This is a genomic window from Colwellia echini, from assembly GCF_002843355.2.
Lineage (GTDB): Bacteria > Pseudomonadota > Gammaproteobacteria > Enterobacterales > Alteromonadaceae > Colwellia > Colwellia echini.
Genome location: NZ_PJAI02000007.1, coordinates 49,300 through 76,038 on the forward strand (window position 1 = coordinate 49,300; position 26,739 = coordinate 76,038).

The window sequence follows — 26,739 nt, forward strand, 5'->3', positions numbered from 1 at the left end:
TGCGATTACTGATTTTACCTACCAGACTTCCTGCAGTTGAATTAGTTATCTAAAAAATAATGAACAGTTAAGTGAACCACTATGAGTGCAACTAAGCGCATTGCTGACGCGTCAGAAGAGTCTTTACATCGAATTTTTACTGTCGCTGAAGCGCCTGATTCGACCTTAGGTCGTCTTGAGCAAGAAATGTCACAAAATTTGGTTGGTTTTTTAAATAACCATATTGTGGCCAGTAAAAATGCCTTAACAGATATTGAGCAAGACTTTATCGATGCGCGCATTCCAGAGCAACCTGAGTTCGTTTCAGATCACATGCATCACTTACTTGATAAATTAGTGGCGCAATCGGTTCATACTTCAAGCCCTAGCTTTATTGGTCATATGACCTCGGCATTACCTTCTTTTATTTTACCGCTGTCTAAGTTGATGGTAGGTTTAAATCAAAACTTAGTGAAAGTAGAAACCTCAAAAGCTTTTACGCCGCTCGAGCGCCAAGTCTTAGGCATGATGCATAATTTAGTGTATCAACAAGATGAAGCCTTTTACCAAAACTGGATGCATAGTGCGGAGCATTCTCTTGGCGCTTTTTGCTCTGGTGGTACCGTAGCTAACATTACCGCTTTGTGGGTGGCACGTAATAAACTATTGAAAGCTGATGGTGATTTTAAAGGCGTTTCTCGTGAAGGTTTACACCGAGCAATGCGTCATTACGGTTATCAAGATTTAGCCATTTTAGTATCCGAACGTGGTCATTACTCACTTAAAAAATCTGCTGATGTTTTGGGAATAGGGCAAGATAATGTTATTGCTATTCCTACTGATGAACACAATAAAATTGATTGCCAAAAACTTGCCGAAAAATGCGAAGAATTGGCCAATAAAAATATTAAAGTGTTATCAATTATTGGCGTAGCCGGTACAACCGAAACAGGTAATGTTGATCCATTAGATAAAATGGCGGCAATTGCACAGCAACATCAGTGTCATTTTCACGTAGATGCCGCGTGGGGTGGGGCAACATTATTATCGAATAAATATCGTCCTTTATTAAAAGGTATTGAGCAAGCTGACTCAGTAACTATTGACGCACATAAACAAATGTATGTGCCTATGGGCGCAGGCTTAGTGATTTTTAAAGATCCTGCCTCGGTGAGTGCCATTGAGCATCACGCCGAATATATCTTACGTAAAGGTTCAAAAGATTTAGGTAGTCATACCTTAGAAGGATCTCGTCCGGGTATGGCTATGTTGGTTTATGCCAGTTTGCATATCATTAGCCGACAAGGTTATGAAATGCTGATTAATCAAGCCATTGAAAAAGCCGAATACTTTGCTGAAATTATTGATCAACACCCTGATTTTGAATTAATCACTCGTCCAGAATTGTGTTTATTAACCTACCGTTATGCCCCAAAAGCAGTACAAGCATTATTAGCTCGTAATGATGTGGCTGTTAATACTTCGATAAACTTGTTATTAGGTAAGTTAACTAAATATATTCAAAAACGCCAACGTGAAGACGGGCGTTCATTTGTGTCGAGAACTCGCATAGAGGTGAGTCGTTATGGTGGTGAAAAAGTAATTGTATTTAGAGTGGTCTTGGCAAATCCATTAACGACCAAAGAAATTCTACAAGACATATTACAAGAGCAGTCTCAATTAGCACTTGAAAGTGAGTTGTTTTTACCTGAGTTATTAAGCGCTGCAGAATAAAGTTAATCATGACCAAGCAACTTGAAAGTATGCGTTCAGGTAAACTGAAACTATGTATGCTTCTTATGTCTAAAATAAACTGCCTAATTAATGGAACTGGTATAAAGTAGAAAAGGCCCAAGTTATCTCATTTCTGAGTAACCTGAGCCTTTTCATGTTATCAATAAGTAACCCCTTACTTACTTATCGATCGAACCTATTAAAATTCGATATAACAACAAATCCGTTAACCCTAATTAAGGTTAACTAGTAGTTGTGATACAAACCAAATTCTTTGTTTATTTTCAAATTTTGCGTGTTAGCCCACATATAATATTCTTGATCTTCTAGCTCGCTTGCTGCTTCTTTATCAAGTAACACAATTGCATTTTCATGCATTTGTAAGGCAGATGCCGGACAGGCTGCTGATAATGCACCAGTAACCATATCTTTTACTGCTTTTGCTTTATTTTTACCTGTTGCCATAAGTAATACATATCTTGCATCTAAAATAGTCGCAATACCCATGGTCATTGCTAGGGTTGGCTGAAATTCATCTGCAGCAAACAAACGGCTATTATCATTAAGCGTTTGTTGCGAAAGTGTTTTTATACGTGTACGAGAAGCTAAGCTTGAAGTAGGCTCGTTAAAACCTATGTGTCCATTAGCACCAATTCCCAATATTTGCAGATCGATACCACCAGCGTTTGCAATTTTATCTTCGTAAGCTAAACCTTGTTTTCTTGGGTTTTCACCTTGATTACATGTAGGTAAAAAAGTTTTGTTTTTATCAATATCAACATGATTAAATAAATTTTCATTCATGAAATGACGATAACTTTGCTTATTCTGTTCATCAATTCCTAAGTATTCATCTAAATTAAAAGTTGTTGTTTGATTAAAGTTGATTTGACCAGCTTTATGTTTATTAACCAATGCTTTGTATAGACTAATAGGAGTACTGCCAGTCGCTAAACCTAATACAGGATTTGACTTTTTATTGATCAACTCAGCAACCCATTCTGCAGCGCTTTGTGCAACATCTTGTGCATTATCAAAAATAATTACTTGCATGTTTGTTCCTTAAGAAAATGTAAATCGATAAAAACATAAGTCAAATAGCGCCAATTCTGATATTTTTTTGCCCTTGTTGTACGTATATTAACTAGTACAACAAGGGTAGCTGTTTAATCAAATTTGGTATAAATACTCATTGAATTTAGTTTTATCATAAAGATATGCTATTACCTTAATAACAAATGACAGCGCTGTCAATTTTTATTGTTAGTTGTTTCACTTTTTATTTACCATGGATATATTCTATTTAGCTTGGGTAGATAAATTATATGAATAGAGTGATTATCTTAGTTAAAAGGTTAGCTCTTTACTTCTACGCTCTATTTTTTCTTGGTGTTAAAACGCTTGCCTGGCGGCTGAATTGGGATATGTGAAGAGAATAATAAGTTATTCATTATCGTTACTCTTCTGATAGACTAACCATATTAATTTCGTTAAATCACAGCAGTAACAAAAATACCCATGACGCAATCTAACTCTTTTACAGCAAGCTTTACTCTTGATAAAGCGCATTACACTGAATGTTATACTCAATCGAGTACTTTATCGCATGATAAAAAGACTTATTTCAAAGCTAATATTTTAACAATATTTGGTCTGTTTATATTATTTGCTACGCCAGTTAATCCATATGCTGCGTGGTTTGTTATTGCCCTAGGTATACTAGAGACCGTGAGTGTTTATTATCATAAGCTTTGGTGGGTAATGAGACAAATGATGAGTAAAGCATCAGGTAGTGAGGTAAAACTCACTATCGATGAGCAAGGTATTTTAACGGAGTCATTTCACATTAATAATCGTATCTTATGGACCGATGTAACTGATATTAGCGAAACAGAGTTAGGCCTACTCATTCAGTTTAGTTTAGGCAAAAGTATAACCGGTAAAGAGATGGCGAGTAAGAGCTATATTTCTAAAAGTTGTTTATCAGATGAAGCTTACACTTTTATTCTTAGTAATGCGCCAAGCTCTAACTAGTTAACCTGAGTTCGGGATAAGCAAAGTGCTACAACAACCTTATTTATCCGTATTTCTTCGTTAAGAAAACTCCCAATAACTCGTTATTGGTTTCGCTTTCTCGCCTTGAACGACGAATAACTAAAGCGATTGTAGATGCCCAAGTACAAATAATTGATATTGTCATACATTTACAATGTCATTGTCCCGAGATCAGGTTAGTTAATAAAGTAGTATTCTCATCCCATGTTTGTGTAACCTAACTTGTTAATGAGAATTATTCTCAAAAATATTGACAGTAAAAGTGGTCATTGTACAATTTAAGCAAAAGTTTTATTGAGACAAATTTTATGTTAAAAAAAATATTTTATAGTACATTCCTTTCATTGTTTTTAGTTAGTAGCTTTAACGTAAGTGCTGCTGAAGAAGTAAATGTTTACTCATATCGACAACCTTTTCTTGTTGAACCACTGTTTACTAAGTTCACTGAACAAACAGGTGTTAAAGTAAACGTGGTTTTTGCTAAAAATGGTATGGCCGAACGTCTAGAACGTGAGGGGAAATATAGCCCCGCAGATATATTACTTACTACAGACATAAGTCGTTTAGTTGAATTACGCGATAAAGATCTCGTGCAAGTGGTTAATTCTGAAGTTTTAAATGCTGCTATTCCAAAGCAATACCATGCACAAGACAATACTTGGTTTGCATTAACAACGCGCGTTCGTAATATTTATTCTGCTAAACGCCTTGGTGAAATAGATATAAACTATGAAGACTTAGCTGACCCTAAATACAAAGATCGAATATGTACGCGAAGTGGCAAACATCCTTATAATGTTGCATTAGTTTCCGCTATGATCAGCGAGCATGGTGAAGAATACACGCTAGATTGGCTGAAAAAATTTAAAGCAAACTTAGCACGTAAACCACAAGGCAGTGATCGTGGTCAAGTTCAAGCTATTCATCAAAACTTGTGTGATATCTCATTAGGTAATAGTTATTATTTTGGTAATATGCTAAAAGACGAAAAGCAAAAAGTATGGGCTGATGCAGTTTATATAAACTTCCCTAATCAAAAGAATCGTGGCGCGCACATTAACATATCAGGTGTTGCCATGGCTAAATATGCACCAAATAGTAAAAATGCACAGATGTTAATGGAATTTTTAGTGTCTAAACCTGCACAACAACTTTATGCTGAAACTAATATGGAATATCCGGTTCGAGCTGATGTAGAAGCCTCTGAGTTGGTTGCATCTTGGGGCGAGTTTAAAGCGGATGATTTACCGTTAGAAGCGATTGCTGAAAACCGTAAAACAGCCCTGAAATTGATTGATCAAGCCCAGTTTGATTTATAATAAATCGCAGTAAAGGGTTACGTTCATTACATATATGATATATAGAAGTATGCTCATCAATAGGCATGATATTACAGCGGCAATATTGTGATAGCCCTATATAAAAGTAAACCATGGACGTTTATTAGTTATACACTAGCATTGGGTCTTATTATACCCGTGCTAGTTATGCTTGTGGGTGGCATCAGTGCCTCTACTCAATTGTTTTCTCATCTATGGCAAACTGTATTGCCAACCTATCTTGTAAACACCTTATGGCTCGGTTTGTTGGTTGTTTTATTAGCACTTTTTTTTGGTGTTATTAGTGCGGCTATTATCACCCAGACAAATGTTTTTTTTAAACAACAACTACGTTGGTTGCTGCTTTTGCCCATGGCAATGCCTGCCTATTTAGTTGCCTACCTTTATACTGATTTATTTGATTATGCAGGCCCTGTACAAAGAATGTTACGTTCTACTTTTACTTGGAACTCGCCTGCAGACTATTGGTTTTTTGATATTCGAACATTACCTGGTGCGTCTGTAATGCTAGCGTTAGTGCTATTTCCTTATATTTATATGCTTAGCCGCGGCGCTTTTGAACAACAAGATGAAAATCTATTTCGCGCTAGTAGATTGTTGGGATTATCAGCTAAAAAAAGTTTTTTTAAAATCGCTTTACCCTTAGCAAGGCCAGCTATTGCCGTAGCTGCAAGCTTAGTTTTAATGGAAACCTTAGCTGATTTTGCTACCGTACAATATTTTGCAGTAAATACCTTAACCACAGTCATTTATGATACTTGGCTTGGTTATGGTGATATTGGCGCAGCAAATGCGTTAGCCAGTATATTGATGTTATTAATACTTTTTGCTGTACTTGCAGAGCAGCGGAGTAGGGCAGGTTTACGTCATCAAAGTAATAGACCTAACTTAAATAAGGAGTTAATTCAGTTATCATTAAGTCAGCAGATTATGGCTAGCCTCTTTTGTTGGAGTTTGGTTGTATCAGGTTTCTTATTACCGTTAGCTTTACTCATTAATATGGCGTTAGAATATAGTGATGTAGAGCAATTGACCGGGTTGTTATCAATTGGTATTAACTCACTAAAAATGTCAGTTATCGCTGCAACCATTGCTGTGTTTATCGCTTTAATTTTAGGTTTATATCAACGTTTACACAGCGACAAATACGCCAAAATCCCCCAACAAATTTCGGGTTTTGGTTATGCAATACCGGGCACGGTATTGGCAATGGCTATGTTATCAACATTAGGACCGCTTGATCACTGGCTTAATGATAGCGCAGAATTTCTAGGTTTTACTCCGCCTGGCTTACTATTGTCAGGCACCATTTTTGCCGTTGTTTTTGCGTTAGTAGTGCGCTTTTCTGCCATTGCTAATGGCACTATTATCAGTGGTATTAAACAAATTCCACATTCACTTGATTACGCTCCTGCTACATTAGGGGCTAAACTAAATAGAAGCTTAATTAAAGTACATTTACCCCTGTTAAAGCCCGCCATTGTCATGGCCTGGCTATTAGTGTTTGTTGAAGCGATGAAAGAACTACCTGCGGTGTTAATACTAAGGCCATTCAACTTTGAAACTTTAAGTAGCAAAATTTATCAGCTGATTTCAGATGAAATGTTAGAACAAGGCGCATTGGGCGCTATTCTTATCGTATTGTTTGGTTTGCTGCCAATTGTAATGCTGAATAAAAGTGAGAAAAAAATATGACCTCGTTAGTCACTTCAACGCAAGACGATACTTCTATCTTGCTCACTATCGAAAAATTATCAATAAAACTACAGGACAAAGTGATTTTATCAAGTTTAGATCTACGTCTTAATGAAGGAGATATTTTAGGACTCGTTGGTGCAAGTGGCTGCGGTAAAACAACCTTGCTTAACACTATTGCTGGTTTTGTTAAAGTCAATGAAGGCACGATCACGCTTGATGGGCGTATACTCAATAGTAAGCTAGCCAACAATAAAGACGAGATCAACTTACCGGCAGAGCAGCGTCAAGTTGGAATGATTTTTCAAGACTATGCTCTATTTCCTCACCTTACAGTCAAAGAGAATATTGCTTTTGGGATTGCTAAGCTTAGTAAAGCTAAGCAAACACAACAAATTGATCAGTTACTTCACATATTAAAACTTACTGATTACCGTGATAGTTATATCCACCAACTTTCTGGTGGGCAACAACAACGTGTGGCAATTGCTAGGGCGCTTGCGCCAAAACCTAAGTTATTATTACTCGATGAGCCATTTTCTAATATTGATGCGCGCCTTAGAAATGAATTGATGGTCGAAATAAGATTATTATTAAAAGAATTTAAAACAACAGCTATATTTGTTACTCATAACAAAGATGAAGTGTTTACCTTTGCTGACAAAATGGCAGTAATGTCTCAAGGTCAGTTATTACAATTTGATCAGCCAAGTATTGTTTGTCAGCAGCCAAACAGTTATCAAGTAGCTGATTTTTTGCAACTTGGCAGTTGGCTTCCTTGTGCTGTTACAACCTCACTTAACACTATACTTGCGACAAGCTTACTGGGTGAATTTGAACTAGCCTCTGAGTCAGCAGCGGCTCAGCAAGCGTTAACCTACTTATTGGTTAAACCTTCACAACTTATTCTCACTACTGATTTAGCTGAAAACATAATTGCAAATGCACAAGTTGAGTACATTAGTATGACAGAGCAAGGTTATCATTATCACTTGCAAAGCTTAGATACATTACCCACAGATCCCCCTACTCAAGCTAGTCATTTAGCCTTTACTAAATTAAGTTTATACAGCGACAATATTCTTAATTTAAAGCAAAAGGTTCGATTAGATATCAAACAAGAAAATTTGTTATTTTTCAATAAATCAATGGCTTAGTGTTGTTGTTGAGCTTTGTTTTACTTTGATTGCAACTTGTTACACTTTCATAACAACACCTTACAGTCTCTTAGTTACTTTGATTTTATAATTTTATTATCAAAATAAAGTTGTTTAAAACTTGTTCAGTACTCGTTTTAAACTTATGTAAAATTAAGGAGTCTGTCATGGGATCAAGCTTAAATCTTGTTCAAAATACGTCAACAGTTGAAGCTAAAAATAGTGAAAAGTTAAAGCAAAAATTATTACTAATTGAAGATGATCGTTACCTCAGTCAAGCTTTTCTAGTTAATGATAATAAAACGGCATATCAAACTACAAAAATATGTGCGGGTAACTCGCTTAAAGCTGATTTAGTAAAGTATTTAGATGAACATAGACCTGACATGATTGTCTTAGATGTAGGCTTTTCTGGTAGTGAAAGCCTATCGGTAATTCGTAATATTCGCCATTTGTATGATGGTATACTTTTTATCGTATCAGATAACAATAGTGAACAAGAGCAATTTTCTGCTTTAAAACTTGGTGCTGATGATTACCTAGTAAAGCCAATGGACAGCCGAATTTTAATGATGCGTATTGAAGGGTTGTTACGTCGCCAAAACCCTGTTATTAACCAAGTAGATTTAGCTAGCTTGACTATGGGGGATGTATGTTTACAGCCTAAATCACAAAAGTGCTTTATCAATGGTGAAGGTGTTAAATTAACCACATTTGAGTTTAATTTATTGAAATCACTCGTTGAACATCAAGGTAATATTTTATCTCGCGACGAATTATATAGCACTCTATTAAGACGAACTTATAACGGGGTTGAGCGAACTCTTGATGTCAGAATGTCACAATTACGCGAAAAATTGACCATGGCCGGGATGAAAGATAACCAAATAGAAACGGTTTGGGGTCAAGGCTACATGTTTAATCACATTAGCGCTTAACTACTCGCATGTTTAATCCTAATATGAGGCGAAAGGTTTATTCCTTTCGCTTTTTTCATTTTCCCTAATTATAAAACATGTTGCTGTAAAGGTAATCTCGAAAGAGCAGCAGTTAGTTAGTATAAAAATAATTACTCATCACATACTCGTTTAAATAATACTTGAAAATTAATTAAATATTAGCCAACTATTCTTTAAACAACATTGAGCTTAGTTACTTTTTCTGTATACTCGACATAATTTTTAAGAGCTTCATGTTAACGGAGCCAGAGCAATTTATAACTCTACATATTATAACTGAGGTAGTTGACAGTAAATTGCAATAAAACAGGAACAAATTATGATTGATGAAGAATTACAACAATGGTTTGACCATACAGATATGCTAGTAACCGAGTTGCTTGAGGATGGTACCAATGAAGAAGTGTATCATACGATAGAACACCACTTTGCGAGTAGTGATTTTAACTTATTAGAAAAGTCGGCAATTGCTGCGTTTAAGTTAGGTCTTGAAATTGAAGAGCCTGAAGAAGCAGAATTAGAAAATGGCGATAAAGTATTTGCGTTTGATATCGTAACAGAGCAAATGTTAGACGTAGATGTGATTAAAAAAGAAACACAAGAAATGTTTGAATTAGCAAAAAAATGCGGTGTTGACTATGATGGTTGGGGCACTTATTTCGAAGAATAATCTAGTTGTTATCTAAAGCCTAACCAAGGTTATTCCAATTTATTTATAACCTAAAACTTGCCAAACAGTAATAAATATTTTATTTTTTTACTGTTATCTTGTTATTAAATTGTTAATGGTAGTGTTAAAAAAGTTGACACAAGATGTGAAGCTAAGTTATAAATAGACTACCTAACTGGTTTACCAGTTTTAAAGGATTAACAAAAAGGAAAATAGACCATGGATTGGCTCACATATGCACTAACCCAAGAAAATAGCCTACTGATTATTTCAATTATTGTTGTTGTGAGTATCTTTGTTTTTGCGGCAAGAAAAGCTCATCTCAATCATTTAGATAAAATCAAAAAAATAGAAGACTCATTCAATATTAAGTAATTCCTTGAAGTAAAGTAAATCTTTTTAACTCATTCATTTCAAACTCATCCAACACTAATACTGTAAATAAAATCACCAGCGAGTTATCAGTCAGAGTATTAAACGACGGCTGTTTTGTTATCTATTGGCGTAGCACTTGAATCTCTAACAATAAGTTTGGGTACATATTGACTCACTGTAACAAGGTTCTTCTGTTTACGAACTAAACCTAAAAGCAGATTCGTTGCATCTTCAGCAATTTGGTTGTTAGGTTGATCCGCTGTTGTCAATTTTGGCCAAGTTTGACGAGAGAATGGACTGTTTTCGAAGCCAACTATCGACAGCTTATCCGGAATCGAAACCCCCATTAATCTCGCTGCAAATAATGCACCAGCGGCAATTTCATCGTTACAAGAGAAAATAGCGGTAGGGCGAGTGCCTTTACCTTTCGGTTTCATAAGCTGTTTTGCGCCGCTAACACCAGAATCAAATGAATATTCACCTTCAATAAGCAGTGATTCATCAAAAGCAATATTACTTTCTTTTAATGCTATTCTATAACCTTTATAGCGCTCTATGGTCGACATATGGTGCGCATCACCGGCAATAAAAGCAATATCTGTATGACCTAAATCGATAAGGTGTTGGGTAATTGTTTGGGCCGCTTCTCTATCATTTACCATCACGCAAGGGCATAAATCATCTGGCGCAACATCACCTGACATAATACGCACAATTTTTACGTCAAGATCTAATAATGCTTTTACGAAGTCAGGCATTTCAGACAAAGGCGGGGTAAGTACTAACCCTGCAATACGAGATTGCTTAATCATATTAATTACCTCTTCGGTAATATCTTTATCTTTTGAATCACAAGGATGAATAAGTAGTTCAAAACCCTGTTTTTTACAGGCGGATAAAATACCCTTTTGCATATCAATAATATAATAAGCATTTGGATTATCATAAATATAAGCTACAGAATAAGACTTAGTACCGGCAAGGTTACGAGCTGCCAAATTAGGCTTGTAGTTAAGTTGCGCTACAACTTCTTGTACTTTGTCGCGGGTTGATTGACGTACAGATGCTTCATTGTTCATCACTCGAGAAACTGTTTTGATGGAAACGCCTGCTTGCTTTGCTACGTCATTAATAGTTGCTTTCATTTATCGGTAACCTTGATTTTATTATTAAGTATCAAATGTATGTATTAGTTTGACTTTGATTAATAGCATACCTGATGGTAGTAATATTGATACATTTACATTACTATATAGTATATAAAATATTGACAGCGCTGTCATTTTTTTATACGGTATCACAATATTTTTACATGTCATAATAATTAAATGGAGCTAATACTCAATTTAACATTATGATAAATCGAAGAATTGTTACTACACCACCTTCTAGGAATTAGTATGTCATCCCGTCAAACATTAGCAAGCTGGAAAAAACTTCAACAACTTGCCCAAGATAAAAAATCTCAACACATGAATACCCTGTTTGCCCAAGACAGCGAACGCTTCAATAAATTCTCTATTGAATTGCCTAATATGCTACTTGATTACTCTAAAAACTTAATCGATAGTGAAACCATGACCGCTTTATTAGCGTTAGCGGAAGAAACGGAAGTATGCGATTGGCGAACTAAAATGTTCGCGGGTGAAAAAATCAATAAAACTGAAGATCGTGCAGTTTTGCATACCGCTTTACGTCGTCAAAGTTTAGAGCCTTTGATGGTTGATGGTGTAAATGTCACTGAAGAAGTACAAAACCAATTAGCAGAAATGGAAGTTTTTGTTGATAAAGTTCGTCAAGGACATTGGTTAGGTTATTCTGGCAAACGTATTACTGACATTGTTAATATTGGTGTAGGTGGCTCAAACCTTGGCCCACAAATGGTTACCGAAGCATTAAAACACTATAGCGATGGTAGCGTAAACGTTCATTATGTTTCTAACGTTGATGGCGCGCAAATCGCAGAAGAGCTCCGTCCTCTCGACCCTGAAAAAGTACTTTTCATTGTTTCGAGTAAAACTTTCACTACAACTGAAACCATGACTAATGCGCGTACTGCTATTAATTGGTTAACTAGCTCATCGTTTGATGAGAAAGCGGTTGCCAAACATTTTGTTGCTGTAACAGCGAACAAAGAAAAAGCAATGAGTTTTGGTATTGAAGAAGAAAATATCTTTGATATGTGGGATTGGGTTGGTGGTCGTTTCTCGCTTTGGTCAGCAATTGGTCTTGCTATTGCACTCGATCTTGGTTTTGACAAGTTTAAAGAGTTATTAAGTGGCGCCAACGATATGGATGAACACTTTAAAACCGCACCATTAAAAGATAATTTCCCTGTAGTGCTAGCAATGCTCAGTGTCTGGAATACCACTTTCTTAGGTTCTCAGTCGCAAGCAATTTTACCTTATGATCAAACCTTACATATGTTGACCGCTTATTTACAACAAGCTGAAATGGAAAGTAATGGTAAGTCGGTAAGTTGGGAAGGTGATGAAGTTGATTATGCAACAGTTCCTTCCATTTGGGGCGAGTTAGGCATTAATGGTCAACATGCTTTTTACCAATATTTACATCAAAGTAATAATGTAGTACCTGCTGACTTTATTGGTTCAGTAAAGAGTGTTACGCCTGTAAAAGGTCATCATGAAACTTTAATGTCAAACTTCTTTGCTCAAACACAAGCATTAATGGCTGGTGTTAATGAAGAGCAAGTGCGTGCTGATTTAAAGTTCAGAGGCCTTAACGCTGAAGATATTGATAAAATAGCCCCTCATAAAGTACACAAGGGTAATCGTCCTACCAATACTATATTACTTAAGCGTATTGACCCGAAAAACTTAGGTAGTTTAATTGCAGCTTATGAACACAAAATATTTGTGCAAGGTATTCTCTTACAAATATGTTCTTTCGATCAGTGGGGAGTTGAGCTTGGTAAAGGACTTGCTGCAGAGATTCAAAAAGAGTTAGAGACGAATGATATTTCAGAGCAACATGACTGTTCAACGGCAAGCTTATTGAAGTTTTATCAAGCGGCTAAGTAATTTTGTCTTTAAGTAAAAAGAACCTATTTTTGCCATTAGGGGACGATTAATTAAACGTATTTTAATCGTAAACTAAAAAAAATCACTTTGTAGGTTATTATTCAATTTAAGGTAACAACAGTTAATGCTGTTGTTACCTTTTTTTTGCACCTTTGTTCAATATAAAAATCATGAATTTTATAACTAATTAAGTTCAATATTTTTACCTAATGTTATTAAATAAAAAGTATAATTCTAAGTTTGTGGTTTTATTTTGAACTTAAACAGCTAATAAGTTCGACAAATAACAAATTAACACAAAAAAATATAAATATTTAAACCCTTTAAAATCAATTTGTTATGACTTTTTATGTATGTTTTTTATGTTTTTTTCTATTTTATTCTGGTCAAACGATAAAATAAGGGGTAAGGTTTAGTTAACTTCATGACAACGCTGTCATCCGGTAATGACAACGCTGTCATAAAAGGGCCAGTTTAGTCACTAAATTGTGACTACACTGAAATAAATAAAAATTATTACTATAAGTTTGAATATTAAGTATTCAAACAAAATCAAAAAACATATCAAGGGGAAGTTTGTGAAAACTAAAACATTCAAAAGAGGCGTACTAGCGAGCTCAATTGCAGTAATCTTAGCAAGTACCTCATCACTTGCGTTAGCTGCTGAAGAAGCGGCTGCTACATTAACGGATAAAGATGTTGAAACTATCCAAGTAACAGGCATGGCTGGTTCTAACCGAGCTAGTGTAAATGCTAAACGCTTTTCAGATGCCATCGTTGATGGTGTAAGCTCTGAAGATGTAGGCCAATTTCCAGATTCAGATGTTGCCCAGGCACTTGCTCGTATTCCGGGTGTTACAGTAGGTCGTGAATTTGGTCAAGGCAACTCGGTATCTATTCGTGGTACTGACCCAGTGATGACATTGACTACCCTAAATGGCCAAAACGTTTCAGCTACTGGTTGGTGGGATCAAGGTAACCTTGACCGTTCATTCAACTATTCAATGCTTCCATCAGACTTAATTGGCGGTATTGACGTTTATAAAACGACTCAAGCTAATTTAGTTGAAGGTGGTATCGGTGGTACAGTTATTGTTAAAACCCTTAAACCGTTAGATTTAGATGCGCATAGATCTTATATCTCAGTTAAAGGTGAATATGGTTCAATCAGCGAAACAGCAAACCCTGAAGTATCTGGTTTATACAGCTGGAAAAATGATGATGAAACTTTTGGTATTTTAGTTTCTGGTGCTTATATTGACCGTGAATATTTACGTCGTGGTACCGAATCAGATTTAGATTGGGGCGGCCGTTCGTCAATCCAACCTTCTGGCTTTCAACAAAACCAAGAACGTACAGCACTTGACGCAACCATTCAATATCGTCCTACTGATAACCTAGAGTTTAGTTTTCATGCATTGTCGCTTGATTTAGGCGGCGACAGTATTGGCGCTAACATGTACATTCAAACCGATACTAACTGGGTAGGTAGTCCAGCTGACGGTACAGCGGGCCCTGGTAATACAACTAACCCTTCAGCGTGTGAACAATTTAATGATGCAGGTGTTTGTGTAATAAGTAATACGCTTGCAAGCGCACCAACAGATGTGTTCTTCCAAAACTGGGCACGTAAAGGTGAAATGAGTTCTGATACCTTTGAATTAAGCGGTACTTATACAGGTGATGACTTTAGTGTAACTGGTATTGTAGGTAACACTAGCGCTAAAGGTGGTACTCAAATGAGTGCAAACTTTGGTTACGGTTGGTGGGGTGATAATTTTGGCCAAGTTAAGTGGGATGGTCAAGTTGACGCTACAGGTAAAGAAATTAAAATTGATGGCGCTGATATGAGCTTCACAGTTGACCAACTTGATACAACAGTAGGAACTTCTCAATGGACAGGTGTACAAGGACCTAACTCAGACGAAGAATCTTATGTACAATTTGATTTTGATTTCAATTTAGATATGGGTATATTAACTAACTTTGAAGCAGGTGTTCGTTATACCGATCATAAATTTGAAAGAGAACAATATAATGCAGTTTATGATACGTCACTGCCAAACGAATTCAATAGCGTTGATTTATATAGCGGAACGATGCAAATTGGTGAAGCAGGTTATACTGTACCTAAAGGTAACCTTGATGCGATGATTAATGGCACATTGTCTTTAGTTGACGAATTTGTTTATAGCCGCCCAGGTTACGGTTTAATTGAAGAAGAAAACTTCTCATTATACGGTATGTTCAAATTCTCAGGTGACAAGTACCGTGGTAACTTTGGTGTTCGTTACATTAAAACAGACGTAACTTCTTCTGGTCATGACATTGATGGTTCTCCTGCAGACGCATTAGCGACAAATGCTGGTTGGAGCCAAAATATTGTAAGTGAAACCGGTGGCTACGATGATTTCCTACCTAGCTTCAACATCGCTTATGACTTATCTCATAATGTAATGTTACGTTTCGCAGCAGGTCAAGCGATTACTCGCCCAGGTTACGATAACTTGTTCTTATCTAGTCTTTCTGGTTTCCCAGATGACCGTTCAGGTAATGAAGATATTACTTACGGTAACCCTGACTTAAAACCAATGAAATCAACCCAGTTTGATTTAGGTATTGAATACTACTACGGCGACGGTAACTTACTAGCCGCAACAATTTTCACTAAATCTATTGAAGATTTCATTGTAGGCACTGAGCCTCAAATCGGTGTACCAATTGGCACTATTAATACCGACCTTGTTCCTCCGGCTGATAGCTGGAACACAAGCAGCTACGAAAACGCTGGTGGCGGTAAAATTAATGGTATTGAATTACAGCTTAACCAAGCATGGGATAACGGCTTTGGTGTAAATGTTAACTACACTTACGCAAATGATGACGCTCCTTCTGAAGTATATACTGATGGAATTGCACGCTTTACTCAAGCATCTGAACATATGACTAACCTTGTTGGTTACTGGGAAAATGATGAGTTCTCAGCTCGTGCAGCCTATAACTGGCGTTCAGAGTACATGGTTCGTGAATACGGTAAGTACTATGGTAACCGTATGCATGATGACTTTGGTACGTTAGACCTAACACTTGGTTGGAACGCGACAGAAAGCCTTCTTTTCAGTTTCGAAGTTGTTAACGCACTTGGCGAAGACGACATTCAATATGGCGCAGCTGCAGTTGGTACAGAAGTTAAACCTGCACTACAAGATGGTTACCCAACTTGGTCATTTAATGGCGAAACTGTTTACAGTTTAGGCGCTACTTATAGTTTTTAAGTACTCACGTAAATAGGTAAAATAATTAAAAAACCCAGTTTTGGCTGGGTTTTTTTTTATCTACAATAAATGATTATTATTGTGTTAAAGCTGAATTAATTAAATGGAACCTAACTTGTTAACAAATTAACTAATATTATGCAGCGTTCAAGTAACCTAACTCAGATAATATAATGGCTTAATGCTAGCTGAAATTACAAAGCATCAGTTATGTTGCTGAAATATATAATTAAAAAATACTTAAACATGATCAAGATTACGTAACATAGGAGAAGCATATGAAAATCAAACGCATTGCTATTGTTGGGGCTGGAACTTCAGGTTGGTTAGCGGCTAATCACCTTGGTGTAGAGCTCAGTGCTGATCCTGAAATAGAAATTACCGTTATTGAATCAAAAGATGTACCCACCATTGGTGTTGGTGAAGGTACCGTGCCTTATATTATGAAAGGTTTAAAACGTTTTGGTATTTCAGAGGCAGAATTACTTACAAGCTGTGATGCAACTTTCAAACAAGGAATTAAATTTGTAAACTGGTTAGATTCTGCAGAGCATGGAGAAAACCACTATTATCATAGTTTTGACGATCCTTATCCAAGTGGCTTTAATGTAACTCCTTATTGGAATACTCATGGCGGAAATCGATCTTTTGATGATATCGGGATTCAAGCAAGAATTGCCGAACTTGGCTTAGCGCCTAAAATGCGAAATTCAGGTGAGTATGAAGGCGAATTAGCTTACGCTTACCATTTTAATGCCGCAAAATTTGCAGATTTACTTGCCGATAATGCAAAGAAAAGATTCAATATTAAACATCAATTTGCCACAGTCACCGGTATAAGAAAATCAGACGACGGTAATATTAGTCATCTTACAACTACTGAAAATACAGACCTAGCGTTTGATTTTTATATAGATTGTAGTGGCTTTTCAGCTGTACTTATTGGTGATGGCTTAAATGTGCCGTTTGAAAGCAAAGCAAAAGAGTTATTAGTTGATACCGCACTTGTACAGCAAATGCCGCTTGACGATAACGAAAATATAAACCCTTATACCACAGCAACTGCACATAAAGCGGGCTGGATTTGGGATATACCGTTAACAACAAGACGAGGTACAGGTTTTGTTTATTCAAGCAAACACATGGATGAAGCTCAAGCGTTAACCTTATATGCCGAATATTTAGGTATAAAGGAAAGCGAATTATCTCCTAAAAAACTGCCGATGGAAGTGGGGTATAGAAAACAATTTTGGTGTAACAACTGTGTTCCTTTAGGTTTAGCACAAGGTTTTCTTGAGCCTTTAGAGGCAACATCAATATTACTTTCTGATTTTTCAATTGAATTATTAGCGAAAAACTTTCCAAAAGATTCCGACGATTTTACCTCAATCGCACCTTATTATAATAAAACGGTGACCTACGCATGGGAAAGAACCGTAGATTTTATCAAGTTACATTACTTTTTATCTGACCGCACAGATTCTGATTTTTGGGTTGAAAACCAAGACGAAAAACATTTATCAAGTGAACTGAAAGAGCGTTTACAGAAATTTGCTCTCAATTCTCCACAGCAATCTGACTTCTTTAGTCGATTTGATTTGTTTGACGAGAAAAATTTTCTTTATGTTTTATACGGTATGAAATTTAAAACTAGAAAGACAGTATTATCAAACATTGAAATAGAGCAAAGCCGTACAGTATTGAACAACAACGATAAGCTCGTAACACAAGCAGACCAGCATTTATTAAACCACAAAGAGTGGTTGATGGGATTAAAAGCAGCCATGAAAAAAATTAAAAAGTAACCAACATACTGCGTCAACTATCTTGAAAAACGCAGTTACTAATTAATTATGAAAAACACGCCGCTTTTAAACGTATAAATTAATGGTGTGAACAAATACACAGTCATATAAAAAATCATATAGAAATATATTAAGCAAAAGGCCTTTTACTATGTACACAAAAATTATGAATAAAAAGATTGTAGCGCTGACCATTGCGGCTAGTCTCTCGTTAGTGGGATGTGAAAAATATCCTGAGCCAGCAGTGGATACCGGTGAAAAAATTAAATTACAGGCTATATTCCCAGTAGCGCAGCATGATGTAGATAACATAGCTAAAAACTTAGTGGTTAATTATCGCGTTGTTACCAATGTACCTACTGATAAATGTGATAGTAAAATTGCTTATGGTGCTTGTTTTGAAGTGCAATTAACCTTTACCGCTAAAAAAGAAATAGCGGCCAAAGATTGGACCATTTATTTCAGTCAAATAGCGCCAATTCAATCCTTTGAAAGTGATGAATTTAGCGTAAAACATATTAATGGTGATCTGCATCAAATTAGTTTGAAAGATTCATTTTCAGGCTTTGCTGAAGGCGAATCAAAGACATTAAACTTCCGCGCTATGTTCTGGTCTTTAGCTGAATCAGATGCTTTGCCAAACTATATTGTTACCGCGCCAAATTTAACTGCCCGAGTCATCGAAAGTACAGTTCCTTATATAGATAAAGAAACAGGCCTAGAAGTAGTGCCACATGTTGAAACCTTTACTGATTTTGAAACTCAGTTTAAACGTAACGCTACTGATAATACTCAATGGCTCAGCAGTGAAGCCTTGTATGAAAGAAATGCTGTTTTAGTTGAGAATAAAATGGCGGTTGCTCAAGCTATTATTCCAACACCAAAATCAGTAATTATTGATGAATACGACCGTTTTGTTAGCATTAATAATGGCATTGCTGTGTCATTGGGTAATGTTAAACTCGCCGATGTTGATGCAGCGCTAAGTCATTTAGCCACTTTGGGTGTTACTCAAAACAACGCAGGTTTACCTGTTCGTTTAAGTATTGCCAAAGTATTGCCTAATAAAACATCTGATCAAGCACAGCAAGTTTCTGGCAGTTACCACTTAACCGTTGGCGAAAAGGCCATCACTATTGTTGGCTCTGATGCAAATGGAGTGTTTAACGGTTTACAATCATTAGCGAGTTTAGTTACTGTGGGCGTGCCAAAACTGCCTATGATGACAGTTGAAGATGAGCCACATTACGCATTTCGCGGTATGTTGGTTGACGTTGCTCGTAACTTTCATTCAAAAGAGTTTATTTTAAGCTTGCTTGATCAAATGGCAGCCTACAAATTAAATAAATTACATCTACACCTTGGCGAAGATGAAGGCTGGCGTCTAGAAATACCAAGTTTGCCAGAGTTAACTGATATAAGCTCACAGCGCTGTTTTGATATGAGCGAAACTGAATGTCTAATGCCGCAGTTAGGTGCTGGAGTTGATAGAAATTCTAGTGTAAATGGTTATTACACAGTTAGTGATTATCAAGAAATATTAAAAGCTGCCACCGCGCGTCATATTCAAGTTATCCCATCGCTTGATATGCCAGGTCACTCTCGTTCGTCAATTAAAGCGATGACGGCTCGTTACAAAAAATACCAGGCACTCGAAGAAGAAGAGAAAGCTAAGCAGTTTTTACTCGAAGACTTTGACGATACTACTGAATATTCGTCAGTACAATTTTACAATGACAACACAATTAACGCGTGTTTAGAGTCGTCTTACGACTTTGTTATTGAAGTAATGACGCAAGTTAAAAAAATCCATGCTGACGCAGGACAACCGCTTACTCGTTATCATATTGGTGCAGATGAAACCGCAGGTGCTTGGTTAGAGTCTCCAGCTTGTAAAGCCTTTGTTGCCAATAACGATCAAGGTGTTACCAAAATGAGCGAGCTTGGTGCTTACTTTATAGAGCGTGTTTCAGGTATTTTATCTGACCTTGATATTGAAACTGCAGGGTGGAGTGACGGGATGTCACATACCCGGGTAGAAAAGATGCCAGAGGTTGTACAGGCTAACGCATGGGATACTTTGTTTTATGGCGGCCACGACAAAGTTCACGAGCTTGCAAACAGAGACTGGGAAGTGGTTATTTCTAGCCCAGATGTTTTATATTTTGATTTTCCACATGAAGCTGATCCAAAAGAGCATGGTTTCTACTGGGCGTCACGTCATACAAATACCGAAAAAGTATTCCAGTTCATGCCTGACAACTTACCGGTTCATGCTGAGTTTTGGTTAGACAGAGAAGATAATGCTTACGCTACCGATGATACAAAAACACCGTTAAAGCAAGGCCAAAAATTCGTGGGAATTCAAGGGCAACTATGGAGCGAGAATGTTCGTACTGATGACATGGTTGAGCATAAAGTTTATCCGCGTTTATTAGCACTAGCAGAGCGTGCGTGGCATCTTGCCGATTGGGCAGTACCTTATAACTATGAAGGTGCTAAATACTCGCAAGATACTGAAGTTTTTACAAAAGCATTAGAAGCTGAGCGCGATAAACAATGGTCTGTATTTGCCAATACTCTTGGTCATAAAGAGTTCCCAAAATTAGAAATTGCGCAAGTTGACTATCGTTTACCTACCGTAGGTGCTGTTATCAAAGAAGGTAAGTTATACGCCAATATAGCCTTCCCAGGTTTAATCATCGAATATCAAATTAATAATGGAATTTGGCAAACGTACCTAGAACCTGTCGCGGTTTCTGGTGCAGTAAACGTTAGAAGTCGTAGTACCGATCGATTGAGAGCAGGTCGTATAACCGCAGTTAACTAATTAACAATTTATGCAAAAGAAAGTTAAATAAGACAAAGTAAAACAGAAGCAAGATAAGTGAATTTTAGACTAATTTATCTTACTTAATCTATCTGTAACTAACTGGTTATTTTATTTTAATCAGTTAGTTACATGCCTGTAAGTAGATGTTATTAAGCAATTAAATTCAAAGATGATAAATTTATTCAAAAAAACAAATGACAACGCTGTCATTTTTAAGTAGTATAAAAATATAAACAATAATATACGGCAGTTAATACGAGGTCGAAATGCTGACAAGTAACAACAAAAACAATGATTTATTCTTAGGTATTGATGGTGGCGGCAGTAAATGTAAAGCCATTGTTATGAATCAAAAGAATGAAATACTTGGTACAGGAATTTCAGGCCCAGGTAATCCTCTGCATGGTTTCGAACAAGCCACTAATTCTATTACGGAATCAGCAATGCTCGCACTTGAAGATGCAGGACTAGCTCATATGAAGTTGAGCGAGTTAGTTGCGGGGGTTGGTTTAGCGGGTGTTAATATTCCAGTATTGTACGATCAAATGGCGGCATGGAAACATCCTTTTAAAAATATGCACTTAGCGACAGATTTACTTATTGCCTGTTTAGGTGCGCATGATGGCGGCGATGGTGCTGTTATCATTAGTGGCACAGGCTCTTGTGGCTTTTCTTGTGATAATGAACAATATCGAATTGTAGGCGCGCATGGCTTTCCTCATGGCGATAAAGGCAGTGGAGCATGGTTTGGCTTACAAGCAGTTAAGCAAGTTTTAGTATCGCTTGATGGCCTTATTGAACCAACATCAATGTCAGCGGCCTTGTTAACTAAACTTAATTGTAAAAATGATACTGATTTGGTTGAAGTTGTTGCCGGACAGAAGGCAACATTCTTTGCGCAGCAATCACATATCGTGTTTGATGCTGCCAACTTAGGTGATAAAGTCGCTTTAGCTATTCTTCATGAAGGAGCTGAATACCTTAATAAAATGGTACGTACTTTAACCGCTGATAACCACTTACCTATTTCGATGTTAGGTGGTTTAACACCAGTATTAAAGCAGTGGCTAGCGACTGATATTCAAATAAATCTTGAATTGCCTTTAAATCCACCAGAAGTTGGTTCTGTGATTTATGCAAGGGCGCAACAGTCAAAGCAAGTTGTGCAGCAATCAGCATAATTTAAAGTGGTGTTTACTCATTAATATCGCTAACGTTTAATAATTTAATGTTTGCGATTGTTTTATGAACTGGTTGTACGGTAACAATTTTTATCTAGCAATATCATTTACTAACGTACTATATTTAATTCGTCTACATTTACCCACTAATTTATTTATCGAAGTATCTGGTTGCCATTAATAATACCAATCGGATTCATTAAATGATCAATTTTTAATGAGGATAAATTCTTCAAGAACAAAGCGCTTAATTGAGCAATAGCTGGCTATTGGGATTGAAAGCAACGATGTTATTGGATATTTAGGCCATTTTAAAAGATCACTTAATTAGTTGGATTGGTATAACCATCTGTAATTTATAATCTAGGATATCTCATGACACAATTACGTTTTCATGCCCAACGACTTTTTGATGGGTATAATTTTTCAGAAGAACAAGTGTTAACTTTAGTTGATGGTAAAATTACCGCTATCGACCAAGATACCAGTAATGTTGATGTTGCTGTTAAAGGTCTTGTGGTTCCAGGTTATATTGATTTACAAATAAACGGAGGTGGTGGTGCATTATTTAATGACTCGCCATCGGTTGATAATTTAAAAATTATCATGGCCGCACATGCTAAATTTGGCACTACAGCGATGATGCCAACATTAATTACCGATAAAGTTGAAGTAATGCAACAAGCGGCTGACGCTATTGCGCAAGCTATTATTGAAAAAGTGCCTGGTATTGTCGGTATTCATTTTGAAGGTCCACATTTATCCGTTGAGAAAAAGGGGACGCATTGTGCTGATTTTATACGTCCTATTTCTGATGCCGAGTGGCAAGTACTTTCCCGCCAAGATATTGGTCAGGTAATTATTACCTTAGCACCAGAAAATGTAAGTCCAATAGATGTTAAGCGTATGGTCGATTTAGGCATAAAAGTTTGTTTAGGCCACACTAACGCGGACTTTAAAACCGCACAAAAGTCTATAGATGCAGGTGCAAGTGGCTTTACTCACCTATTTAATGCCATGTCACCATTACAAGGCCGTGAGCCGGGTGTTGTTGGTGCTGCATTATTAAACAATCAAACAAGTTGTGGATTAATAGTCGATGGCTTTCATGTTGACTATGCAAGCTGTCAACTTGCTATACAAGCGAAACCGAAAGGCAAAATATTTTTAGTGACAGATGCAATGCCTCCTGTAGGCAGTGATCAAACTCAGTTCGCTTTATATGATCGTGTTGTTACCGTTGATAATGGTAGATTAACTTCTACAACAGGTGAACTTGCAGGTTCTTCGTTAGATATGGCTAGTGCAGTAAAAAATACTCACCAAGCGTTAGGTATTGAGTTAGGTGAAGCAATACGTATGGCAAGTTTATACCCCGCCCAATATTTGTATCAAAATGAATCACTAGTTAGAGGCGACCTAACGCTAGGTATGCAAGCAGATATGGTTGTCTTAAATGATGATTTATCAGTACAGGAAACATGGATTTCAGGTAAGCGGGTTTAATACTTATTTTTAACGTGAGTGTTGAAATAGATGTTCTGTCAATATTCATTATAAATACCAATACTCTGTATATCAGCGCGTCTAAATAGAAAGCCAAGATATATACACAAAACACATAAACTAAAATTATAACAATGCTAAAACGACTATGAGGTTATGCAAATGACAATATCACAAGAAACAACACAAGTGAAAACACCCAGTAATGCACTGCCTATGGTGATTGTCGCAGGGTTATTTTTTATTCTAGGTTTCGCTACTTGGTTAAATGGCTCGTTAATGCCGTACTTGCAACAAATATTGCAACTAACACCATTTCAAGCCTCACTGATCTTATTCTCATTTTATATTGCGGTGACTTTTACCGCATTACCTTCGGCGGCAATTATACGTAAAGTAGGTTACAAAAATGGTATGGCGCTTGGTATGGGCACCATGATGGTTGCGGGTTTGCTTTTTATTCCTGCGGCTAAAACCCAAATATTTCCATTATTTTTATTGGCTCAGTTAGTTATGGGCACAGGGCAAACGTTATTACAAACCGCGGTGAACCCTTATGTTGTTCGCATTGGGCCTGAAGAGTCTGCTGCAGCACGTATTTCAATCATGGGTATATTAAACAAAGGAGCGGGTGTTGTAGCGCCAATTGTTTTCACTGCACTTATATTAAGTGGTTTTAGCGACACCGTTGGTACTGAATTAAACCAAACACAAATTGACGCTATGGCTGATAAACTAATCCTTCCTTATTTAGGTATGGCTTTATTCATTGGTATTTTAGGTTTTGCTGTTAAAAAATCACCATTACCAGAGTTAGCCAGCGAAGCCGAAGAAGGGGCAAGCGAAAGCAAAGGCCAACTTAAAGCAGCATTAGCTCATCCTAACTTAGCACTGGGTGTTGTTGCTTTATTTTTATATGTTGCAGTAGAAGTTATTGCTGGCGACACAATTGGTGCATTTGCATTATCGTTAGGTGTTGAAAACTACAGTGTTATGACCTCGTATACTATGGGTTGTATGGTTATCGGTTACATCTTAGGTATTACCCTTATCCCGCGTTTCATCTCTCAACAAAAAGCCCTTATGGTTTCAGCAGTACTTGGTTTGCTATTAAGCTTAGGTGTTTTCTTAGGTGATAATAATTCATTTGCTATTGCTAATTCACTTTCATTTATTCTAGGTGGCGCACAGTTACCAGATACTTTAATCCTTATTGCTTTCTTAGGTTTGGCTAACGCGATTGTATGGCCTGCAGTATTTCCATTAGCATTATCGGGTGTTGGTAAACTTACCAGTGTTGGCTCAGCACTATTAGTTATGGGGATTTCAGGTGGCGCTTTTGGTCCATTATTCTGGAGTTTAGCAAGTGGTACTAGTGGGCAAGCGGTAGACTTACAAAGTGGTTATATTGTTATGTTACCTTGTTATTTGTTTATTTTATTTTACGCGGTTAAAGGCTGTAAAATGAAAACTTGGAAGTAATTTAAGCTAAGATTTTTTAAATAATTTCAATTATTTAAAACGACAGATAAATAATGCACTTCACTTTTAACGAGGAAGTGCATTTTTATTACCATAAAAAACATTTAAATCAACTGGTTATGTTTTTTGTTGGTCTTTATGGTTTTTTGTGGTTTTACGTTTAAAACAGAGTTACTGGATAATACCAATCCAACTAATTAAGTGATCTTTTAAAATGGCCTAAATATCCAATAACATCGTTGCTTTCAATCCCAATAGCCAGCTATTGGTCAATCAAGCGCCTTGCTCTTGAAGATTTATCCTCATTAAAAATTGATCACCTAATTAATCCGATTGGTATAACCAGGCATTGACGCACTGGTTGAACCATATTATATTAGCTACATAGTTAGGTCTGACCACTTTATGGAAAGGGAAGAAGTGATTAACAGGTTAACTAGTTAAACAGACAAATGGACTTTAAAAGGAATTAGTTATGGAACAAGCTAAAAGGAAAGTTACTATTATCTATTGTTGTGATAATGACTTAGCACTTTACCGAAAAACTCAAAGTTTTAACCTCAATGACTACGGCGATATGATCATTCCACAAGAATTTAAGCGTGGTAAAACTATCGTTGCAGTATGTGCAGGTGAAATTGATGTCATTAACAGTGTTGGCGATAAGTTGGTTGCTCAGTACTGGCATTAATTAAAAGCCTCATAATTAACTCGATCTAAGGTTAAATAAAAAGAATTAGAAAATAAAAAAGGTGACTTAATAGTCACCTTTTTTATTTTCGCACTTTTAATGCTACTCATTAACTTAATCAATTAACTAATTACTTATTCTCTAATTGTTTAGCACTGTAACCTGCTTTTTCATGCTTTTGACCTGCCGCTTCAGCTAATTCAGCAGGCATATAATTTTCATCATGTTTAGCCAGTACTTCACTTGCTTCTATGCTTAACCCAGTTGGCGGATGTTCGGTTAGTGTTCCATTAGCAACTATACCTTGGCCCTCACGAAATAAATCAGGCAGTATTCCTTCGTAATAAACGGTAACCATAGGATCACTATCGTTAAATACTATTGGCATGGTCATGTCACTGAGCTTAAATGATACTTTTAAGCTTTCAGGGTCACGTTTTACCGAGCCTGGTACAACTAAACCACCAATACGGATACGCTGACCAATACTTGGTTTTAAACCCGTATCTTTTTTACCTTGGGTGATTTCTGATGGCGTAAAAAATAAATCAATATTTTGACTCAAAGCATATAAAACAAATCCAGAAACAACGCCTAAACCAATAAGAATAGTGGCGACAATTGCTAAACGTTTTTTGCGGCGTGGGTTCATTATTCGGTTACCTCATTTAATGCTTTATTTGTTGGGGTGCTTGTCACAGTACTTGTTTGAGTACTTGATTGCTCAGTGCTAGTTTCAGCCTTATTGTGGCTTTGCTTTTTGCGTAGCTCTCTGGCTTCACGTAACTTATCTTCACGGTGTTTACGTTTTGCTATTTGTTTCATGGTGTGCAAATGACCTGATTTAGATTTGATCAATAAAAAAGTCAGTATTACTGCGGCAGCGCCGTATGATAGCCAGACATAAAAGCCATAACTGCCCATATTGATAAAATCGCTAAAACTATTAAATTGCATTGGT

Annotated in this window: 21 protein-coding genes; 16 read left to right on the forward strand and 5 right to left on the reverse strand. The window is 36.6% G+C overall.

Going from position 1 to position 26,739, the window contains the following annotated elements; translation table 11 throughout:
• Positions 1-81: 81 nt before the first annotated feature.
• Positions 82-1,713 (forward strand): pyridoxal-dependent aspartate 1-decarboxylase PanP, encoded by a 1,632-nt coding sequence (panP, locus tag CWS31_RS07910; protein WP_101342828.1) that lies wholly within the window; start codon positions 82-84, stop codon positions 1,711-1,713.
• Positions 1,714-1,959: 246 nt separating this feature from the next.
• On the opposite strand, the gene nagB is transcribed toward panP, so the two are convergent.
• Entirely contained in the window at positions 1,960-2,766 is an 807-nt protein-coding gene (gene nagB, locus CWS31_RS07915) for a glucosamine-6-phosphate deaminase (RefSeq protein ID WP_101342829.1), read from the reverse strand.
• A gap of 465 nt (positions 2,767-3,231) precedes the next feature.
• Between nagB and CWS31_RS07920 the strand changes: the two genes are divergently transcribed.
• Complete coding sequence (locus CWS31_RS07920) at positions 3,232-3,747, forward strand: YcxB family protein (protein ID WP_101342830.1); 516 nt, start codon at positions 3,232-3,234, stop codon at positions 3,745-3,747.
• 43 nt (positions 3,748-3,790) lie between these two features.
• On the opposite strand, the gene CWS31_RS17940 is transcribed toward CWS31_RS07920, so the two are convergent.
• Positions 3,791-3,913: a hypothetical protein gene (locus tag CWS31_RS17940; RefSeq protein WP_281286825.1), complete on the reverse strand. Its 123-nt coding sequence runs from the start codon at positions 3,911-3,913 to the stop codon at positions 3,791-3,793.
• Between the two features lie 163 nt (positions 3,914-4,076).
• Here CWS31_RS17940 and CWS31_RS07925 point away from each other — a divergent pair, with 163 nt between their 5' ends.
• The 6 genes from CWS31_RS07925 to CWS31_RS17565 all read left to right on the forward strand — a co-directional run bounded on the left by CWS31_RS07925 (position 4,077) and on the right by CWS31_RS17565 (position 9,964).
• Positions 4,077-5,087, forward strand: coding sequence for an extracellular solute-binding protein (locus tag CWS31_RS07925; protein ID WP_101342979.1), 1,011 nt, complete (start codon positions 4,077-4,079; stop codon positions 5,085-5,087).
• 87 nt (positions 5,088-5,174) lie between these two features.
• Positions 5,175-6,803 carry an ABC transporter permease gene (locus tag CWS31_RS07930; RefSeq protein ID WP_101342831.1) on the forward strand — a complete coding sequence of 543 codons (1,629 nt, stop codon included), beginning with the start codon at positions 5,175-5,177 and terminating at the stop codon, positions 6,801-6,803.
• Positions 6,800-7,960 (forward strand): ABC transporter ATP-binding protein, encoded by a 1,161-nt coding sequence (locus CWS31_RS07935; protein WP_101342832.1) that lies wholly within the window; start codon positions 6,800-6,802, stop codon positions 7,958-7,960. Before CWS31_RS07930 ends, CWS31_RS07935 begins: the two co-directional genes overlap by 4 nt.
• 167 nt (positions 7,961-8,127) lie before the next feature.
• Complete coding sequence (locus tag CWS31_RS07940; RefSeq protein WP_101342833.1) at positions 8,128-8,898, forward strand: response regulator transcription factor; 771 nt, start codon at positions 8,128-8,130, stop codon at positions 8,896-8,898.
• 340 nt (positions 8,899-9,238) lie between these two features.
• On the forward strand, positions 9,239-9,589 hold the full coding sequence (rraB, locus tag CWS31_RS07945) for a ribonuclease E inhibitor RraB (RefSeq protein WP_101342834.1): 351 nt from the start codon (positions 9,239-9,241) through the stop codon (positions 9,587-9,589).
• A gap of 219 nt (positions 9,590-9,808) precedes the next feature.
• Positions 9,809-9,964: a hypothetical protein gene (locus tag CWS31_RS17565; RefSeq protein WP_170252812.1), complete on the forward strand. Its 156-nt coding sequence runs from the start codon at positions 9,809-9,811 to the stop codon at positions 9,962-9,964.
• 98 nt (positions 9,965-10,062) lie between these two features.
• Here CWS31_RS17565 and CWS31_RS07950 read toward each other — a convergent pair whose 3' ends face one another.
• Positions 10,063-11,109 (reverse strand): LacI family DNA-binding transcriptional regulator, encoded by a 1,047-nt coding sequence (locus CWS31_RS07950; RefSeq protein ID WP_101342835.1) that lies wholly within the window; start codon positions 11,107-11,109, stop codon positions 10,063-10,065.
• 255 nt (positions 11,110-11,364) lie between these two features.
• On the opposite strand from CWS31_RS07950, the gene pgi reads away from it, so the two are divergent.
• From pgi to CWS31_RS07990, 8 genes are all read left to right on the forward strand, one after another.
• Positions 11,365-13,005, forward strand: a complete 1,641-nt coding sequence (gene pgi, locus CWS31_RS07955) for a glucose-6-phosphate isomerase (protein ID WP_101342836.1) — start codon at positions 11,365-11,367, stop codon at positions 13,003-13,005.
• A 578-nt stretch (positions 13,006-13,583) separates the two neighbouring features.
• Entirely contained in the window at positions 13,584-16,280 is a 2,697-nt protein-coding gene (locus CWS31_RS07960) for a TonB-dependent receptor (RefSeq protein WP_101342837.1), read from the forward strand.
• A gap of 278 nt (positions 16,281-16,558) precedes the next feature.
• The gene (locus CWS31_RS07965) at positions 16,559-18,085 is read left to right on the forward strand and encodes a tryptophan halogenase family protein (RefSeq protein ID WP_101342838.1); all 1,527 of its coding nucleotides are present in this window, start codon (positions 16,559-16,561) and stop codon (positions 18,083-18,085) included.
• A 166-nt stretch (positions 18,086-18,251) separates the two neighbouring features.
• Positions 18,252-20,915, forward strand: coding sequence for a family 20 glycosylhydrolase (locus CWS31_RS07970; protein WP_101342980.1), 2,664 nt, complete (start codon positions 18,252-18,254; stop codon positions 20,913-20,915).
• Between the two features lie 269 nt (positions 20,916-21,184).
• Positions 21,185-22,099, forward strand: a complete 915-nt coding sequence (gene nagK, locus CWS31_RS07975; RefSeq protein ID WP_101342839.1) for an N-acetylglucosamine kinase — start codon at positions 21,185-21,187, stop codon at positions 22,097-22,099.
• A gap of 375 nt (positions 22,100-22,474) precedes the next feature.
• A complete protein-coding gene (nagA, locus tag CWS31_RS07980; RefSeq protein ID WP_101342840.1) occupies positions 22,475-23,605 on the forward strand; it encodes an N-acetylglucosamine-6-phosphate deacetylase in 1,131 nt (376 codons plus the stop codon).
• Between the two features lie 156 nt (positions 23,606-23,761).
• Positions 23,762-25,087 (forward strand): N-acetylglucosamine MFS transporter NagP, encoded by a 1,326-nt coding sequence (nagP, locus tag CWS31_RS07985; protein ID WP_101342841.1) that lies wholly within the window; start codon positions 23,762-23,764, stop codon positions 25,085-25,087.
• Positions 25,088-25,562: 475 nt separating this feature from the next.
• Positions 25,563-25,778 carry a TIGR02922 family protein gene (locus CWS31_RS07990; RefSeq protein ID WP_101342842.1) on the forward strand — a complete coding sequence of 72 codons (216 nt, stop codon included), beginning with the start codon at positions 25,563-25,565 and terminating at the stop codon, positions 25,776-25,778.
• Between the two features lie 130 nt (positions 25,779-25,908).
• On the opposite strand, the gene ccmE is transcribed toward CWS31_RS07990, so the two are convergent.
• Positions 25,909-26,430 (reverse strand): cytochrome c maturation protein CcmE, encoded by a 522-nt coding sequence (ccmE, locus tag CWS31_RS07995; protein ID WP_101342843.1) that lies wholly within the window; start codon positions 26,428-26,430, stop codon positions 25,909-25,911.
• Complete coding sequence (ccmD, locus tag CWS31_RS08000) at positions 26,430-26,735, reverse strand: heme exporter protein CcmD (RefSeq protein ID WP_101342844.1); 306 nt, start codon at positions 26,733-26,735, stop codon at positions 26,430-26,432. The genes ccmE and ccmD overlap by 1 nt, the downstream gene beginning before the upstream one ends.
• Positions 26,736-26,739: the final 4 nt, after the last annotated feature.